The organism is Nitriliruptor sp. (genome assembly GCF_040882075.1).
Classification (GTDB): Bacteria; Actinomycetota; Nitriliruptoria; order Nitriliruptorales; family Nitriliruptoraceae; genus Nitriliruptor.
Genome location: NZ_JBBEBZ010000154.1, coordinates 1 through 16,161, shown reverse-complemented (window position 1 = coordinate 16,161; position 16,161 = coordinate 1). Strand labels below are relative to the sequence as shown.

General features: G+C 71.8%; 15 protein-coding genes and 1 pseudogene. 6 read left to right on the top strand and 10 right to left on the bottom strand.

Annotated elements, in window-relative coordinates:
* Window positions 1–127 precede the first annotated feature (127 nt).
* The 6 genes from WEB03_RS09350 to WEB03_RS09325 all read right to left on the bottom strand — a co-directional run bounded on the left by WEB03_RS09350 (window position 128) and on the right by WEB03_RS09325 (window position 6,158).
* Entirely contained in the window at window positions 128–1,102 is a 975-nt protein-coding gene (locus WEB03_RS09350) for a DUF2877 domain-containing protein (protein WP_368070684.1), read from the bottom strand.
* Window positions 1,099–2,043 (bottom strand): carbamate kinase, encoded by a 945-nt coding sequence (locus tag WEB03_RS09345; protein WP_368070683.1) that lies wholly within the window; start codon window positions 2,041–2,043, stop codon window positions 1,099–1,101. Before WEB03_RS09345 ends, WEB03_RS09350 begins: the two co-directional genes overlap by 4 nt.
* A gap of 216 nt (window positions 2,044–2,259) precedes the next feature.
* Window positions 2,260–3,462 (bottom strand): ABC transporter substrate-binding protein, encoded by a 1,203-nt coding sequence (locus tag WEB03_RS09340; protein ID WP_368070682.1) that lies wholly within the window; start codon window positions 3,460–3,462, stop codon window positions 2,260–2,262.
* A 121-nt stretch (window positions 3,463–3,583) separates the two neighbouring features.
* Window positions 3,584–4,402 (bottom strand): ABC transporter permease, encoded by an 819-nt coding sequence (locus tag WEB03_RS09335; protein ID WP_368070681.1) that lies wholly within the window; start codon window positions 4,400–4,402, stop codon window positions 3,584–3,586.
* On the bottom strand, window positions 4,399–5,205 hold the full coding sequence (locus WEB03_RS09330) for an ABC transporter ATP-binding protein (RefSeq protein WP_368070680.1): 807 nt from the start codon (window positions 5,203–5,205) through the stop codon (window positions 4,399–4,401). Before WEB03_RS09330 ends, WEB03_RS09335 begins: the two co-directional genes overlap by 4 nt.
* 8 nt (window positions 5,206–5,213) lie before the next feature.
* A complete protein-coding gene (locus WEB03_RS09325) occupies window positions 5,214–6,158 on the bottom strand; it encodes an ABC transporter permease (RefSeq protein WP_368070679.1) in 945 nt (314 codons plus the stop codon).
* Window positions 6,159–6,289: 131 nt separating this feature from the next.
* Between WEB03_RS09325 and WEB03_RS09320 the strand changes: the two genes are divergently transcribed.
* Together WEB03_RS09320 and WEB03_RS09315 are read left to right on the top strand one after the other, a co-directional pair.
* Window positions 6,290–6,568: a hypothetical protein gene (locus tag WEB03_RS09320; protein WP_368070678.1), complete on the top strand. Its 279-nt coding sequence runs from the start codon at window positions 6,290–6,292 to the stop codon at window positions 6,566–6,568.
* 13 nt (window positions 6,569–6,581) lie between these two features.
* Window positions 6,582–6,770 carry a hypothetical protein gene (locus tag WEB03_RS09315; RefSeq protein ID WP_368070677.1) on the top strand — a complete coding sequence of 63 codons (189 nt, stop codon included), beginning with the start codon at window positions 6,582–6,584 and terminating at the stop codon, window positions 6,768–6,770.
* Here WEB03_RS09315 and WEB03_RS09310 read toward each other — a convergent pair.
* Window positions 6,757–7,089, bottom strand: a complete 333-nt coding sequence (locus WEB03_RS09310) for a hypothetical protein (protein ID WP_368070676.1) — start codon at window positions 7,087–7,089, stop codon at window positions 6,757–6,759. The genes WEB03_RS09315 and WEB03_RS09310 overlap by 14 nt on opposite strands.
* A gap of 137 nt (window positions 7,090–7,226) precedes the next feature.
* The gene (locus WEB03_RS09305; protein WP_368070675.1) at window positions 7,227–8,333 is read right to left on the bottom strand and encodes a ring-opening amidohydrolase; all 1,107 of its coding nucleotides are present in this window, start codon (window positions 8,331–8,333) and stop codon (window positions 7,227–7,229) included.
* A 191-nt stretch (window positions 8,334–8,524) separates the two neighbouring features.
* Here WEB03_RS09305 and WEB03_RS09300 point away from each other — a divergent pair, with 191 nt between their 5' ends.
* Together WEB03_RS09300 and WEB03_RS09295 are read left to right on the top strand one after the other, a co-directional pair.
* Window positions 8,525–10,177 (top strand): PucR family transcriptional regulator, encoded by a 1,653-nt coding sequence (locus tag WEB03_RS09300; RefSeq protein ID WP_368070674.1) that lies wholly within the window; start codon window positions 8,525–8,527, stop codon window positions 10,175–10,177.
* Between the two features lie 167 nt (window positions 10,178–10,344).
* Window positions 10,345–11,565 carry a GGDEF domain-containing protein gene (locus tag WEB03_RS09295; RefSeq protein ID WP_368070673.1) on the top strand — a complete coding sequence of 407 codons (1,221 nt, stop codon included), beginning with the start codon at window positions 10,345–10,347 and terminating at the stop codon, window positions 11,563–11,565.
* Here the strand turns inward: WEB03_RS09295 and WEB03_RS09290 are convergent.
* Both WEB03_RS09290 and ilvC read right to left on the bottom strand, forming a co-directional pair.
* Entirely contained in the window at window positions 11,449–12,309 is an 861-nt protein-coding gene (locus WEB03_RS09290) for a sulfite exporter TauE/SafE family protein (RefSeq protein WP_368070672.1), read from the bottom strand. The two genes, WEB03_RS09295 and WEB03_RS09290, sit on opposite strands and share 117 nt — an antisense overlap.
* 10 nt (window positions 12,310–12,319) lie before the next feature.
* Window positions 12,320–13,330, bottom strand: a complete 1,011-nt coding sequence (gene ilvC / locus WEB03_RS09285; RefSeq protein ID WP_368070671.1) for a ketol-acid reductoisomerase — start codon at window positions 13,328–13,330, stop codon at window positions 12,320–12,322.
* A gap of 136 nt (window positions 13,331–13,466) precedes the next feature.
* Here ilvC and WEB03_RS09280 point away from each other — a divergent pair, with 136 nt between their 5' ends.
* Together WEB03_RS09280 and WEB03_RS09275 are read left to right on the top strand one after the other, a co-directional pair.
* Window positions 13,467–14,714, top strand: coding sequence for a CaiB/BaiF CoA transferase family protein (locus tag WEB03_RS09280; RefSeq protein WP_368070670.1), 1,248 nt, complete (start codon window positions 13,467–13,469; stop codon window positions 14,712–14,714).
* Between the two features lie 67 nt (window positions 14,715–14,781).
* Window positions 14,782–16,161 (top strand): annotated as a pseudogene (locus WEB03_RS09275) (hypothetical protein); the annotation flags it as partial.

Below are 16,161 nucleotides of genomic sequence, written 5' to 3'. Positions count from 1 at the left end.
CCTTGGTGACCCCGTCCACGTCACCGACGCGGCGGCTGACCTGCATCAGGCTCACGGAGTCGGCGTAGGCACCGCGACGGACGTCGACGTGGTCGGTCATGGGGTGATCCTCGCGATCGATGATCCGTCAGGCACGGAGCGGGTCGGGGGTCGTGGCGGACACCGCGGCGCCAGCCCGCACGGGCGACGCCGGTTCGGCGACGATCGACGTCGCCGGGGGCGGTCCGCCGAGCGGCGTCGGCCAGCACGCCACGGACATGACCAGGTCGGCGCCGGCGAGCAGGCCGACCGCGAGGTCGCGCCCCGATGTGGCACCCACCACGAGCAGACGGTCCAGCGTGGCGGTCACCGACCCGCGACCGGCGAGCGCGTGGAGCAGGTCCGCCGCCGGGGCGGCCACCTCGCCGCGCGCCGCGTGATCGAGCAGGGCAGCGGACACCGTGGTCGTCGCGTGTCGCGCGTGGTCGGCGATAGATGCCCCGGCGGTGCGTGTCGCATCCGCCAGCGAGGTCGTGTCGGTGCCGTCGAGCGCGCGGCTGAGCGCGAGCACGGCGGCGAGGAGGCCAGCCAGGACGTCGTCACCGGCGGGGGTCATCCCCGGACCGAGACCGACGAGCCCTCGGGCAGCGGCGACGGCCTCGACGACGTCGAGGTCAGCGAGCGCGTCGGCCACCTCGCTGACGCCCTCGGCCAGCCCGTCCGGGACCGCGCCGGTGGTCAGCACGAGGTGGGCACGCGCCGCTCCGGCCGTCGCGCCGAGGCGCTCGGCGGTCGTCGGCTGGAGACGGGGGACCGGGTCGAACCAACGGGTCGGGACCGTCCCGTGCTGGCCGATGACGACCTCCCCGTCACCGACCCTGCCGGGCTGGTGGACGCGGTAGCTGGCGAACGGGGCCGCAGCCACCGCGTCGGTCAGCACCAGGGCGTTCGGGTGGCGCACCCCGTCGGCTGCGACCAGCGCGATGACCCCGTCGTCGTGGGCGAGGTAGGTGGCGGCGGGGAAGACGGCCAGCACGCGGACCGGCCGCGGTGGGCCGGTCAGGACCGCCCGGATCGCAGCGGACGCGGCTGCGGGTCGAGACGCTGGGCGGGGTCCGTTCACGGGTGGACCTGGGTACCGGCGTCGCCGTTCACGGCCGCGATGACCCCGTCGAGCGAGGCGATGGCCGCGCGGCCGCCGGTGCGTTCGACGAACCGGCAGACCGACTCGACCTTCGGGTCCATCGAGCCGGCGGTGAACTGCCCCGCGGCCTGCAACTCGCGGAGCTCGGCCACGGTCACCGAGGTCAGCCACCGCTCGTCAGCGGTGCCGTAGTCGATGGCGACGCCGGTGACGTCGGTGAGCACGACGAACACGGCAGCTCCGAGCTCCTCGGCGAGCCGCGCCCCGGCGAGGTCCTTGTCGATGACGGCTTCGACCCCGCGGAGCGGACCGGTGCCGTCGTCGACGACCGGGATGCCGCCACCCCCGTTGGCGATGACGATCGCCCCGTCCTCGAGCAGCAGCTCCACGGCCGGCCGGTCCACGCAGGACAGCGGCTCGGGTGACGCGACCACGCGTCGCCACCCGCGATCACCGACGCGCACGAACCGCGTCCCGGTGGCCTCGCGACGGGCCACCTCGGCGGCGTCGGTCAGGTAGGGACCGATCGGTTTCGTCGGGGCGGTGAACCCGGGATCGTCGACGTCGACGAGCACCCGGCTGACCACGGGCACGACGGGCTGGCCGCAGCCGAGCTCTGTGAGCTCGTAGCTCAGGGTGTTGGCGATCGTGAAGCCGATCGTCGCCTGGGTCTGGGCGACGCACCAGTCGAGCGGCACCGGCGGCACCACGTCCTTGGCCAGCTCGTTCTTGATCAGCACGTTGCCGACCTGCGGACCGTTGCCGTGGGTGAGGACCAGCTCGGTCATCCCGGCCGCGACGAGGGCCGCGACCTGTCGCATGCTGCGGTGGATGTTGGCCGTCTGCTCGGCGGCTGTGCCGGCCGTCGAGACGGGGGAGATCGCGTTGCCGCCGAGAGCGATCACCGTGCGCTCGCTCACCGGGGTCGCCTCGTCTCGTCGCCGGACCGCAGCGTGGGACGGACCGCGGCACCCGCACGCTAGGAGGTCGGCGAGCGCCGGGCCTCGGCGACCCCTGCCGAAGGTCGCCCCACCACCCCGTCAGGGTTCGCCGTCGGTGACACGGCGGAGGGGCGGCCCCGCCCGGGACCGCCCCTCCTCGCTGCCGGTGTGGGCGTCGTGGCCGACGCCGTGCGGTTACTCGCCGCCCGGGGTCACCTCGACCTCTTCCTTCTCCCAGCCGTCGCCGGTGGTGTCGCCCTCGAGCCCCTCCCACGCCTGCTCGACGTAGTCGTTGGTGTAGGCGTCGTCGCCGGGCTGCTCCTCGATGCCGTCCACGTAGGTGGTGGCGATCTCGGCGGTGCGGTCGAACGCTTCCGGGTCGAGGAACCCGATGCCGTTCTCGGACGGCCAGATCAGTGCGTTGACCTCGTTCATCATCCAGCGCTGGTGACCCTGACCGAGGATCGAACCGCGGTCGAAGGTCGAGGTGACACAGTCCTCGGGGTTGTCGCGGCAGTGCATCCAGCCGCGGAACGAGGCGCGCAGGAACCGGACGACGAGGTCCTCGTTGGCCTCGACGAACTCCTGGCTGGCGAAGATCGAGTCGTGGAGCATCGCCACGCCCGCCTCGTTCATGTCGAGGGTGACGAAGTCCTCGGGCTGGTACAGCTCGCCGGTCTCGGGGTTCTCGGTCTCGAGCAGCTGGGCGTACTCGTTGTAGGTGATGGCCTGCGCCGAGTCGATGTCCCGGTCGAGCAGCAGGGTCATGTCGAACGGCTGGTCGACGAGGTCGACGTCCGAGTTCGGGTCGAGCCCGGCCTGCTGCAGCGCCGCGAGCAGCTCGTACTCGTTGCCGAAGCCCCAGGCGCCGACGGTCGTGCCCTCGAGGTCCTCGAACGACTCGATGCCGCTGTCGGCCCAGGCGACCTGCATCAGGCCGGAGCGCTGGTAGATCTGGGCGATGGTGATGAAGTCCTCACCGGCCGCGCGCTGGGACAGCGTCGAGGCGACCCAGTCGATGCCGAAGTCCGCGCCGCCACCGGCCACGACCTGCGCCGGGCCGACGTCCGGACCGCCCTCGAGGATCTCGACCTCGAGGCACTCGTCGGCGTAGAAGCCCTGGTCGTCGGCGGCGAAGAAGCCGGCGAACTGGGCCTGCGCCACCCACTTGAGCTGGACGCTGGTCTGCTCGAGCTCCTCGCAGTCGCCTTCGGCCGCGGTGCCATCGTCGCCATCGTCGCCACCGTCGTCCTCGGCGGCGCCGTCATCGTCGGTCACGCCGTCGTCGGTCGCGGTCGCGCCGTCGTCGTTCCCGTCGCCGCCGCCGTCACCGCACGCGGTGGCCAGCAGCGCGAGCGCAGCAGCCGCAGCCACCACCTTGCGTCGAGTGTGGATCATCGTTGGTCGTCCCTTCTCGTACCCGTCGCGGTGACCGGCGGGTCACCGCGTACCCCGTTGCTCGCCACGTTCCTTGCCACCTCGCCTGGCTCTCGCCTCGCGTGTTCCTCGGCCGGTCCGGTCACGACTCGGTCGCCGTCGGGACCATCCACCGTTCCAAGCTTGCCACCGTCCCGTACAGCGCGAGCCCGAACAGGCACAACGCGAGCACGGTCGCCCAGGCGCCGGTGTAGTCCGCCGTCGCCATCAAGGTCTTGATGAAGAAGCCGGCGCTCGACCGGAAGCCGCCGAAGAAGTCGGCGACGACGGCTGCGATGACCGCGAGCGCTGCTCCGACCCGGAGCGCGCCGAACACGAACGGCAGCGCCGTCGGCAGCAGCAGCTTGACGAAGACGGTGCGTCGGTTCGCGGCCAGGGAGCGCATCAGCTCGGTGTGACCGGTCTCCGCGGCGTTCAGGCCGGTGATCGTGTTGACCAGCATCGGGAAGAACACCACCAGCGCGACGACGGCGGCGTTCGACCACACCGACAACGCGCCGAACCACAGGTTGAAGATCGGCGCGGTGGCCACGATCGGGATCGCCCCGAGCGCGACGCCGACCGGCAGCATCCCCTCGCGCAGCCACGCCCAACCGGCGACCAACGCGCCGGCGACGAAGCCGGCCAACCCGCCCACCAGGAAGCCGAGCAGCGCGGCTCGTCCCGTGGTCCACACCGCTTCAGCCAGACGAGGGAGGTCGTCGAGGAAGGTGCCGAGGATGGCGGCGGGCGCGGGTAGGAGGATGGGTCGGATCTCGAAGACCCGCACGATCAGCTCCCACAGGGCCAGCACGAGCAGCGCGGCGATGGCGGCCGGGACGACCCGGCGTAACCCCGATCCGACGCGCCCGGACAGCCCCGGGTCGGCGACCGGGGCGACGGGGGCGGTCGTCGAGGTCACGCGCGCTCCGCCGCGCGGAGCGTCTCGCGCACCTCGGTGACCAGCTCGTAGTAGCGCGGCAGCTCCCGGGTGGCCTCGTCGCGCGGGTAGGGCAGATCCACCGGGATCTCGGCCAGGATCCGGCCGGGGCGTGGGCTCATCACCACGATGCGGTTGGAGAGGAACACCGCCTCGGGGATCGAGTGCGTCACGAACACGATGGTGGTGCCGGTGCGCTGCCAGATGCGCAGCAGCTCGTCGTTGAGCCGTTCACGGGTGATCTCGTCGAGCGCGCCGAACGGTTCGTCCATCAGCAGCAGCGAGGGTTCGAAGGCAAGGGCGCGGGCGATCGCGACGCGTTGCTGCATGCCGCCGGACAGCTGGTGGGGGCGCTTCCTCGCGAAGTCGCTGAGCTCGACCAGCTCGAGCATCTCGTCCGCGCGGGCGGTCCGATCCTGGCGGGAGTGGCCCATGATCTCGAGCGGGAGCTCGACGTTCCTGCGCACGGTCCGCCAGTTGAACAGCGTGGCCTTCTGGAAGACCATGCCGTAGTCGCGGTCGCAGCGGGCTTGGTGCGCGGACTTGCCGCTCACCAGCACCTCGCCGTCGGTGGCGGGGGTGAGGTCGGCGATCGTCCGGAGCAGCGTCGACTTGCCGCAGCCGGACGGGCCGATCAGGGAGACGAAGTCACCCTGGGCGACGTCGAGGGTGACGTCGGACAGGGCCACGACGGCCTCGTCGCCGGTGCCGAAGCGCTTGGTGACGCCGCGGACCGAGACCAGGGGTGCGCCGGTCGGGCTGTCGGTGGGCTGCGTTGCCGTCATGGGGCGGGTCACCCTCCGTGGGAGCGCAGGGCGACGCGCTCCAGGCCGACGATGATGAGGTAGGCGGTGATGCCGAGGAGGCCGGCGACGGCCGTGGTGGCGAACAGCTGGACGGCGTTGTTGCTCACCCGTCCGAAGGCGAAGATGGCGCCGCCGATACCCGCGGAGCTCGGTGCGGAGATCTCGCCGACGATGGCGCCGACGACGGCCGCGGTCGCGCCGATCTTCATACCGACGAACAGGTGCGGCAACGCCGCCGGGACGCGCAGCTTCCAGAGGCGCGTCCAGGAGGAGACCGCGTAGGAGCGCATCAGTTCCTCGGCGGTGGCCTCCGCGCAACGCAACCCTCGGACGGTGTTGATCGCCACGGGGAAGAACACCAGGTACATCGACAGGACCGCGACGCCGGACCAGGACGGCAGGAACTGCCACTGGTTGAACACCACGACCAGGATCGGCGCGAACGCGATGAACGGCACCACCTGCGAGGCCACGACGTAGGGCATCAGCGCGCGCTCGGCGAGGGGGGAGTGGCGGAACAGCACGCCGAGGAGGAAGCCGAGGAACACGCCGAGCACGAACCCGACCGCGACCTCACGTGCGGTGTGGGCGACACCGCTGAGCAGGAACGCCCCGAGCGTCTCGCCGCCACCGCGGTAGGGCCGGCCGAACGCGGCGACGATGTCCCACAGGTGCGGGAAGGTCTGGGCGTTGCCGCTGCCGCGCACGACGATCGGCAGGGACGCGTCGGTCCCCGGCCAGGTGTTGCCGAGCGCGAGCGCGAGCGCGCGGTAGCCCTCCCACAACGCGCCGAGGAGCACCACCACGAGGGTGGCGTTCAGCGCCGACCGCAGCCGTCCGATCAGGGGACCTCCCGTGTGCGCGGATGATAAGCCGGTGACGATCCGGGACAACGGCAAAGGTTGCCGTCGCGGTGGGCCCGCGTTCGGCATGGGTACCACCCGCCCCGTCTTGGGTGGCGGGTTACGGTTCGGGCCCCTCGCTCGGCATCGCTCGGGTGCCGCATCAGGGCTCCCCGACCTACCGGACCCTTGGACGCCCGTCACAGCTACGGTCCCTGTCCATGAACGCGAGACGGCGTGCCTACATCGGTGAGCTCCGGTTCGCTGCGGACGTCGAGGAGAAGATCGAACGTAAGCACGGCCTCTCCCGCGAAGAGATCGAGGACGCACTCCTCTACACCTCGCCCATCGGCGCCCGCTGGCACGTGCATCCATCGTTCGGAGAGCGGCTCATCGTCACGGCGACGACGACGGCCGGGGCAGACATCATCTGTTACCTCGCACCGATCGATGAGCGGGAAGGCGTCTGGGCGTGCCGGACCGCGATGCGCCGCCGATAGCTAGGATGGGACCATGAGCGATGACAGCGATCTCACGGTCAACGACCTCGAAGCGTTCTGGGAGGAAGGCGAGGAGGTGGATGTGACCAACTTGGCGACACGGCCGGTGAAGCTCCTCGCCGCGCCGTGGACCGGACCGTTCTCGGACAACCAGTCGGTCGCGCCCATCCGGTCCAGCCAGGTGAGCGTCAGCGGGTCGTGAAACCCGCGCGCACCTCGTCGAGCTTGTCCTCAGGAACCACCAGGCCCACACGGACGAACCGGCACTTGAAGAACGTGCACTCGAGCGCTCCGATCGCGCCGATCAGATGCCGTTCTGGCGCGACCGGCCAGGCGAACGCTTCGAACGAGGTGCCGTCCCACGTGCAGTAGGTGATGGACGTCGAGCCGAGCGGCGCCATGACCGCAGGCCCGATGATCTGACAGTTCTCGAACGTCCGCCCCTGGATGACATCGTCGTTGACCGTCAAGTCGGCGAGACGGACGAGCTCGTTGCGGAACTCGCGCCGTTCGATCTCCACAGCTGCGTCCTGTCAGCACGGGATCACGGATCGATAGCGAGGCTAGCCCTGAACACCGGTCGCGGACGGGTGAACCGGCCCGGTGGGCCGGGCTCGACCCACCAGCACCGGCGAGATGCACCAGCCCCCGACATCGTTCAGTCGTCGATGCGCACGATGGCGGCGACCGGTCCGCCGCCCTGCGGCCCCTGGTGCAGCGCGCCGACGGACACGAACACCGCCGAGTCGCCGATCGTGGCCGCGGTCACGCCACCGACCGCGCCCTTGATCTGGCGGTGGTGGTGCACGTCGGAGTCGTCGAGCATCAGCTGGCGTCGACCACGGAGCTGCCCGGACGCGTCGGCCTCGCACTTGAGGAACACCCCGACCAGCTTGTCGCTGAGGTCGGTGTGGTGCGGACGCTCCGGCAGGTCGAGCCCCGCGGACCGGATCGCGTCCCAGATGCCGTCCTGGTCGATGGCGTCCTTCATGACGCTGTGACCGACCCGGTACTTGGACCGCGCACCGGCGGCGTTGCCGACCACGACGATCTGGGCCCGGTCGAGCTCGACGCCGGACGAGCAGGACGCCACCGCCGAGTACAGCGAGGTGTCCTTGCAGATCTGGTCCGCATCCGGCACCTCGCTGATCTCGCCGAGGCCGTAGGCGACGCCGAGCCCGGTGGTCCCGTTGGAGACGTCCATGGAGTAGAGGGTGTCCTCGGTGAACACGGTCTCGCCGCGGCTGTGGGCGTCGGCGATGGTCTCCTGCACGAGCAGCGGCGTCTTGGTCTGCACGTAGTGGACGTCAGCGACGTCGGTGATGCCGGCTTCCGCCATGGCGCGCTTCACGCCCGCGCCGACCTTCTCGACCATCGCGGGTCGCCCGATGTCCTCGGGCAGCAGCACGTCCGACATCGCGAACCCGACCGACAGGCGCTTCTCATCGGTGTCCGCACCGGCCTCGTCGGGGACGCGGGCGAACACGACCGCGTGGGGGGTGATGACGCCATCGCAGCCACCGGACCAGGCCATCGGGATCTCTTTGACCACGTCGGCGCTGCGTGATCCCTTGTCGACGAGCACACCGCGGTAGGCCTGGTCGGCCAGGATCCGGGTGTAGTCGTTGACCCCGCCGTTGCCCTCGGTCTTGCCGATCACGGCCACGACGTCGTCGGCGGCGAACACCCCGTCGTCGATCAGCTGGGCCAGCCCGGAGGCGTCGTTGACGCTCTTGAACTCGACCTTGCGGACCTCGAACGGCATCGCGGGCTCCTCGCAGCGGTGGGTGGTCAGCGCGTGCCGACCTCGCGCTGACGCTAGTCCGCGCCTCCTCGTCGCTCCATGTGAACTTCGTACGACGGGGACGCGCCGGGGGTAGCGTCACCTGCCGAACGCCCGGCGCGTCGTCCCACGCGGCGTGCCGGCCACAGGACCACCCGGAGTGGAGCCCGCCCGTGCCCAGCGCCACCGGTCCCACCGCCGGGCTCCCGGACGCGCAGGCGCTCCGCGAGGTGCTCGAGACGCCGTCTCTCTCGGGGTCGCAGGTGCTGGCCGGCGCCACGGGCCTGGACCGTGCCGTCACGCGCCTGAACGTGATGGAGGTGCCCGACATCGGGCCCTGGGTCAAGCCCGACGAGTTCCTGCTGACCACCGCCTACCCCTTACGTGGCCGGCCGGGATCGCTGCCGCAGCTCGTCGAGGACCTCGACGACGCCGGGCTGGCCGGGCTCGGCATCAAGCTCGGTCGCTACCTCGACGAGGTGCCGGCCGACATGCTGGCGGTGGCCGATGCACGCGGTTTCCCCATCGTGCAGCTCCCCGAGCACGTCTGCTTCGACGACATCCTCAACGAGGTGCTGACCACCCTGCTCAACCGGCAGGCCCGCCAGCTCGCACGCTCCGAACGGATCCACCGCGCCTTCCTCGGCCTCGTGCTCGGCGGCCTCGGGTTGCCCGAGATCGCCCGCGACCTGGCGGAGCTGCTCGATGGACCGGCTGCGATCATCGACCTCGACGGTGCCGTGCTGGCCTCCGCACGTCTCGACGAGCTCGACGCCGCCGATGGACCGCCCCCGGGCCGGTTCGTCGTCGATCTCCCGGCACGTCGAGCCTGGGTCGAGGATGAAGATGGACGTCAGCTCGGTTGCAGCGGGGTGGTCATCTCGGCGGGGGCCCGCGAGCACGGCTACGTCATCGGGCTGCGCGACGGGGACCCACCACCGCTCGACCTCGTCGCGCTGGAGAACGCCGCGACCGTCGCGGCGCTCGAGCTGACCAAGAAGCTCGAGGTGCAGGCCGTCGAGGACAAGTACCGCTCGGACCTGATGCACGACCTGCTCCGTCAGGTCGAGGACCGCGACGACGTCCTGCACCGGGCCGCGGGGTTCGGGTGGGACCTCGACCGCCGGGTGGTGGTGCTCGTGGTCCGGCTCGACCAGCCCGGCGATCCGGTCGTCCCCGACGAGGTGACCCGCCGCGCGCCGCTGCTGTCGGTCATCCGGCCCGCCATCGTCGAACGGGACCCGGGCGCCGCGGTCGCGCGGTTCAGCCACGAGGTGGTCATCGTCACGGCCGCGTTCGAGGGCAGCGATGGTCGCGGTGACGCGCGACGCTTCGCCGGTCGTCTGCTCGACCAGGCATCGAGGTCGGTCGGGGTCACCCTGTCGGCAGGGCTGTCGCGTCCCGTCCACGACGTGCGCGACATCGCCGGCGCGTACGACCAGGCGTCCCGCGCGCTCGTCATCGGGCGTCGCATCCACGGGCCGGGTGCCCTCGCCCACTTCGACGAGCTCGGTGCCTACCGGGTGCTGTCGCTGGTCGAGGACCAGGCCGAGCTGCGGTCGTTCGCCGACGAGGTGCTCGGTGAGCTCGCGGCCGACACGGCCGCTGCCGCGGACCTGCGCGCCACGCTCCAGGCGCTCCTCGATGCCGGGGGCAACGTGGCGCAGGCGGCCCGTCAGCTGCACTTCCACTACAACACCCTGCGCTACCGCATCGAGAAGCTCGAGTCGATGCTCGGGCCGTTCACGACCGACGCGCGGGTCCGCCTCGACGTCCAGCTCGCCCTGCTGGTCCTGGCCATGCACGGTGGGTCATCCAGCGTCTGACACGAACCCGCCGGCGGGGCGCCGGTCCCGGCCGGTTCGTTTAGCCGTGATGCGGGGGACACGCGCACGGGCGTGCGTTCGTGGCGCCATCCGGCGCATCCTCGCTCCGAACGGTCGCCGGGCCCGTACCCTGGCCGAACGGCCGGCCCGGCCCCGTCGGAGACCCAGTGGAAGACGCCGCGCCCCGCAGCCTCGAGATGCGCCGTCGGACCTACCTGGCGGTCCTCGGGTCGCTCACCCCGTTCCTGCCGTGGCTGGCGTGGATGCGCCGCGACGAGCCGGTCGGGGGGCCGATCTACCTGCTGATGTTCGCGGTGGTGGTCGTCGCGCTCGCCGGCCTCGTCACACGCCGGCTCGCCGTCGTCCGGGTGGAGCGGCTGATCATCGTCGCGATACCGGTGCTCATGCTCGCGCGGTTGTTCGTGGTGACCGTGATCGATCCGGTCCCCCTCGGCGTGCTGCGACAGCTGGTCGCGGAGACGGCCGGACCCACCGCGGTCGTGTCCGTGGTGGTCATCTACCTCGCGTTCGATCAGGCACGGGCGCGAACGTGGTCCATCGTGCTGTGGGTGGCGTTCACCGCCCTCCTGGTGCGACCGATCGTGGAGGGGGCGTCCACGAACTTCGGCGCCGGCGCCGCGCTGGTCCGCCAGTCGGTGACGCTGGCGATCATCGCCGGGATGACGCACGCGCTGGCGTCCATCAAGGCGAAGCTCGCCGAGGAACGGACCCGTGCCCGCACCCTCGAGGAGCTGGCGCACAGCGATGCCCTGACCGGGATCAACAACCGACGCGGCATCGAGGTGGCGCTCGCCGCCGAGCTCGATCGGGTGGCCCGCTACGGCGGGACGCTGTCGGTGGCCCTGTTCGACCTCGATGGCTTCAAGGCCCGCAACGACCACCTCGGTCACGCCGCTGGCGACACCGCGCTCATCGCCGTGGTCGAAGCGCTGGAGGCCGACCTGCGGGCGACCGACATCCTCGGACGGTGGGGAGGTGACGAACTGCTCGTGGTCGCACCCGCGACCTCGAACCCGGATGCCCTCCAGATCGCTGAGCGCTGGCGTGCGGCCGTCGCCGAGCTCGGGTTGGCCGCTGGTGACGGCGAGGTCACCACCTCGATCGGCATCGCGACCCTCCGCCCGGGCGATGACCTGCACACCCTGCTCGTCCGAGCCGACCGCGCCCTGTACGCCGCCAAGACCCGCGGGGGTGACCAGGTGATGTCCGGTGAGGACCTCGAGGCCCGACCGCTCCGCGGCCGGCAGCGGTCAGCGGGTCAGCTGCCACGCGGCCGCGACGAACGCCACCGTGACCACGAGCACGCGCAGCGGGCCGGGGCGCAGCCGTCGCCCGTAGCGGCCACCGAGGGCCCCGCCGATGGTTGAACCGACCGCGACCAGCCCGGCCACGGTCCAGTCGATGTCCGCGATCGCGATGAACAGCAGGGCCGACACGATGTTGGCCACGCTCGCGAGCACGTTCTTGATGCCGTTCACCTCGGTCATGTCGCCCCCGACGAACACGCCGAGGATGGCGAGCAGGATCACACCCTGCGCCGCCCCGAAGTAGCCGCCGTAGATGCCCGTGGCTGCGATCGATGCCAGCAGCAGGGGACTGCCCGCGATCTTGGGCTGGTGTATCGAGGCCCCCGCCTCCGTGCTCCCGACCGCCTCGGCCGTGGCTCCGGCCGCGGCCGCAACGGGCGCGGCGACCTCCGGTGCGTCGCTCGCCGCAGCCGCCCGGCGGCGGGCGGCGACCCGTGCGGCGACCCGCGGTTGCAGCGCCGCCAGCACCCCGGAGAGCACCAGCAGCGGCGGCACTACCAGCTCGAACGCACCGGGTGGTAGGAACAGCAGCAGCGCGCCGCCGGTCAGGCCGCCGACCGATGATGCGACGATCAGGCGCCGCACGAGCCGCGCGCGCCCGGTCAGGGTCGAGCGGAACGCAAACGCCGCCGTCAGCCCGCCAGGTACGAGCCCGACCGTGTTGGAGACGTTGGCGACCACCGGCGGGAAGCCGGCTGCGAGCAGCGTCGGGAACGTGATCAAGGTTCCCGCACCGACCACGGCGTTCATCGCGCCGGCGCCCACCGCGGCCAGCAGGAGCAGGGCCGCAGTCAGCGGCTCCACGGATCCGGCTCTACTCGAGCTCCTCGGTGGGGGTCGAGATGAACGGGATCATCGCGCGCAGCTGCTTGCCGACCGTCTCGATCTGGTGCTCGCGACCTTCCTTGCGCTTGGCCGCGAAGGTCTTGGCCCCGCCCTCGAACTCCTCGGCGAGGTTGCGGGCGAACGTGCCGTCCTGGATCTCGGTCAGGACCTGCTTCATCGCCGCCTTGGACTCGGCGTTGATGATGCGCGGGCCGGTGACGTAGTCGCCGTACTCCGCGGTCTCGGACACCGAGTGGCGCATCCAGGAGATGCCGCCCTCGTACATCATGTCGACGATGAGCTTGAGCTCGTGGAGGGTCTCGAAGTAGGCCGCCTCGGGCTGGTAGCCGGCCTCGACGAGGGTCTCGAACCCGGCCGTGACCATGTGGCTGACGCCGCCGCACAGGACCGCCTGCTCACCGAACAGGTCGGTCTCGGTCTCCTCGGCGAACGTGGTCTGCAGGACGCCCGCGCGGGTGAGCCCGAGCGCCGCGGCGTAGGACTTGCCGAGCTCGAGCGCGTTGCCGGTCGCGTCCTGGTGCACCGCGACGAGGCCCGGGACGCCCTGGCCCTGCTCGTAGGTGCGCCGCGCGATGTGGCCGGGCGACTTCGGCGCGACGAGGAACACGTCGACACCGGCCGGCGGGTCGATCCAACCGAAGTGGACGTTGAACCCGTGACCGAAGACGAGCGCCTGATCGTCCTCCATCGTCTCGGCGAGCCCGTCCTCCCACATCGCCTTCTGCACGGTGTCGGGGGCGAGGACGACGACCACGTCGGCCTCAGCGGCGGCCTCGTTGGTGTCGAGGACCCGCAGGCCCGCTTCCTCGGCCCGGACGCGGGACTTCGAGCCGGGCCGGAGGCCCACCCGGACGTCGACGCCGGAGTCGCGCAGGTTCAGCGCGTGGGCGTGGCCCTGGCTGCCGTAGCCGAGCACCGCGACCTTGCGGCCCTGGATGATCGAGAGGTCGGCGTCGTCGTCGTAGAAGATGGTGGCCATCGCGGGTCCTGTTCGGTTCGTCGGTGACCAACCTCCGGGGGTGGTCTCGGGCGGGAGCGTACGGAGCTTCGTGGGCGTCGCGCGAACCGGCCGCAGCTAGGGTGCCGGTCCACGACCCCGACGAGGTGACGCCGAGGTGCACGGTCCGCTGCATGGCATCCGGGTGGTCGACCTCTCTCGCGCGCTGTCGGGTCCCTACGCCTCGCTGATGCTCGCGGATGCGGGCGCCGAGGTGATCAAGGTCGAACGCCCCGGAGCGGGCGACGACACCCGTGGGTGGGGGCCGCCGTTCGTCGGAGGTCGCGGCGTCGACGCCGAGGGCGTGTCGACCGACCAGCGCGAGTCGGCCTACTTCCTGTCGGTCAACCGCAGCAAACGTTCGGTGGTGCTCGACCTCAAGGACGAGGATGACGTGGCGGACCTCCGTCGGCTCATCGTCGACGCCGACGTCCTGGTCGAGAACTTCCGGCCCGGCGTCATGGGTCGCCTGGGCCTCGGCGCGGACACGCTGCAGGAGCTCAACGACCGGCTGATCGTCCTGTCGATCACCGGGTTCGGCGAGGGTGGGCCCGATGGGCACCGGTCCGGGTTCGACCAGATCATCCAGGGCGAGGCCGGGCTCATGGGGATCACCGGCCAGGTCGGTGGCGAACCGACCAAGTTCGGGGTGCCGATCACCGACATCCTCGCGGGCATGTTCGGCGCCCACGGGGTCGTCGCGGCGCTGTTCGACCGCGAACGGACCGGGAAGGGGCAGCGCGTCACGACGTCGTTGCTGGCCGCGGCCGTCGGCGTCCACACCTTCCAGGGGACGCGTTGGACCCTCGGTGGCGAGGTCCCGCGCCCCGGCGGCAACCACCACGCCACCATCGCCCCCTACGGCGCGTTCACCTGCGCCGACGGGTACGTCAACGTCGCGGTGGGCTCCGACGGCCTCTGGGGACGGTTCGCTCCGCTGGTCGGCATCGCCGTCGACGATCCACGGTTCGCGTCCAACGCCGACCGCGTCGCGAACCGTGAGGACCTCGCCGACCGCATCGACGCGGCCCTGGTCGGCGACACGGTCGACGTCTGGATGGCCCGCTTCGACGGCGCCGGCGTCCCGGCGGGGCGCATCCGCACGATGGACCAGGTCTACGGCTGGGAGCAGCTCGAGCACCTCGAGCTGATCGACCGCGTGACCCACCCGACCGCCGGTGACCTCGAACTGCCCGGTGCCCCGGTCCGGTGGTCGCGATCCGGACGCCGGCCCGCTGAACCGCCCCCGACCCTCGGTCAGCACACCGACGAGATCCTCCACGGCGGCGAGCCCGTGGATCCCGGCGAGACCGTGGATCCCAGCGAGACCGTGGATCCCGGCGAGACCGTGCATCCCGACAGCTGAGGTGGGGCCGCCCCGTCCGCAGCGCGTCGACGTGATCGGGGCGGCGCCGGCGTGGACGCGGCCCGAGGTGGCCGCCACCGTGCTCGCCGGCCTCCTGCTGTCGGTCCTGCTGATCGCCACCTCGAACACGGGTCCGGCGCTGGTCAACGACACGCGGGCCGCGGCCCTGGCGTCGTGGTCGCTCGGGACCCAGGGCGAGCTCGCGCTCCCCGAGCCCTGGCCCGCCAGCGCGAACTACTGGGGGGTCACCACGCCGGACGGCCGGGTGCACGTGAACCGGTTCCCGGGGGTCGCGCTGTGGGCGACGCCGGCGTACGCGGTCGCCCACCTCGCCGCTGGATCGCCCGACCCTCCGGCCCACCCGTTCCTGGTCGACCTGCGACCGGCTGGCTGGAGCGCGGCGCTCACCGTGGTCGCGGTGGCGGTCGCGGCGTTCGCGCTGCTGCGTCGCGTCGTGCCGAGGTGGTGGGCAGCGGGCGCGGCGCTGGTGGTGACGCTCGGGACCGGGATGTGGTCGGTGGCCGCGGACGCGCTCTGGCCCCACGGGCCGGCGGCGCTCGGGCTCGTCGCGTTGCTGCTCGGGTGGCGCCGGCTGCACGAAGCTGCGGCTGATGTCGCGGGCGCGGTCGGTGACGTGGCGAGCCGGGTGGCGGGTGGCGTGGAGGGCACCACGGTGGATGGTGTGGCGCGCCAGGCGGCCGGTGGTGGGGCCGTCTTGGCTGGGATCGGTGCCACCACCGCCGTGCTGGTCCGCCCCCACCTCGCCGTCGCCACGGTGGTGATCGGCGCGTGGGTGCTGATCCGGGAGCGGGCGGCTCGACGGGCCGGGGTGGCCGCGATGGCCGGCACGGCGGTGGGGCTGGCGCTGCTCAGCCTCTACAGCTGGCGCGTGTTCGGGGTGTGGACGCCGACCGCCGGGTACGACGTCGGTGGACACCTCGGCGGCTTGGTGACCCACTCGCCGTGGCAGACGCTGCGTTCGTTCGGCGCAGCCTTCATCGGTCTCGAGCGCGGGCTGCTGGTCTGGTCGCCCGTCGTCGCGGTCGCGCTGGTCGCCGCCTGCTGGCAGCGCCGCCGCGTGCCGCCCTGGACCGTGGTCGCAGCGATCGCGGGCCTCGCGTACCTGCTGGTGCAGGTGCGTGCCGTCGGACATTTCGGCGGTGCGCACTTCTTCGGTCCGCGCATCTCGCTCGAGGCCCTCGTGCTGGCGACCCCGCTGCTGGCGACGGGTGTCTGGCACGCGGGCACGGCAGCAGCCGCATCGGGCCGGGTCTCCCGCGCGGCGGCGGTGGCCGTGCTGGTGATCGCCGCCGTCGGATCGGTGGGTTGGCACGCGTTCGGTGCCGTGGCGCGCAGCACCTCACCGGAGCAGGTGGCGAGGTGGGAGGAGATCGACCGCACGGTCCACCGGGACTTCGGGGACCTCGACCTCGGCGACGTCGACCTC

What these genes read in the sequence shown, in the direction of transcription:
- WEB03_RS09340 (WP_368070682.1), bottom strand. Translation starts at nt 3,462, where the DNA reads ATGATCCACACTCGACGCAAGGTGGTGGCTGCGGCTGCTGCGCTCGCG.
- WEB03_RS09330 (WP_368070680.1), bottom strand. Translation starts at nt 5,205, where the DNA reads ATGACGGCAACGCAGCCCACCGACAGCCCGACCGGCGCACCCCTGGTC.
- WEB03_RS09325 (WP_368070679.1), bottom strand. Translation starts at nt 6,158, where the DNA reads ATGCCGAACGCGGGCCCACCGCGACGGCAACCTTTGCCGTTGTCCCGG.
- WEB03_RS09320 (WP_368070678.1), top strand. Translation starts at nt 6,290, where the DNA reads ATGAACGCGAGACGGCGTGCCTACATCGGTGAGCTCCGGTTCGCTGCG.
- WEB03_RS09315 (WP_368070677.1), top strand. Translation starts at nt 6,582, where the DNA reads ATGAGCGATGACAGCGATCTCACGGTCAACGACCTCGAAGCGTTCTGG.
- WEB03_RS09305 (WP_368070675.1), bottom strand. Translation starts at nt 8,333, where the DNA reads ATGCCGTTCGAGGTCCGCAAGGTCGAGTTCAAGAGCGTCAACGACGCC.
- ilvC (WP_368070671.1), bottom strand. Translation starts at nt 13,330, where the DNA reads ATGGCCACCATCTTCTACGACGACGACGCCGACCTCTCGATCATCCAG.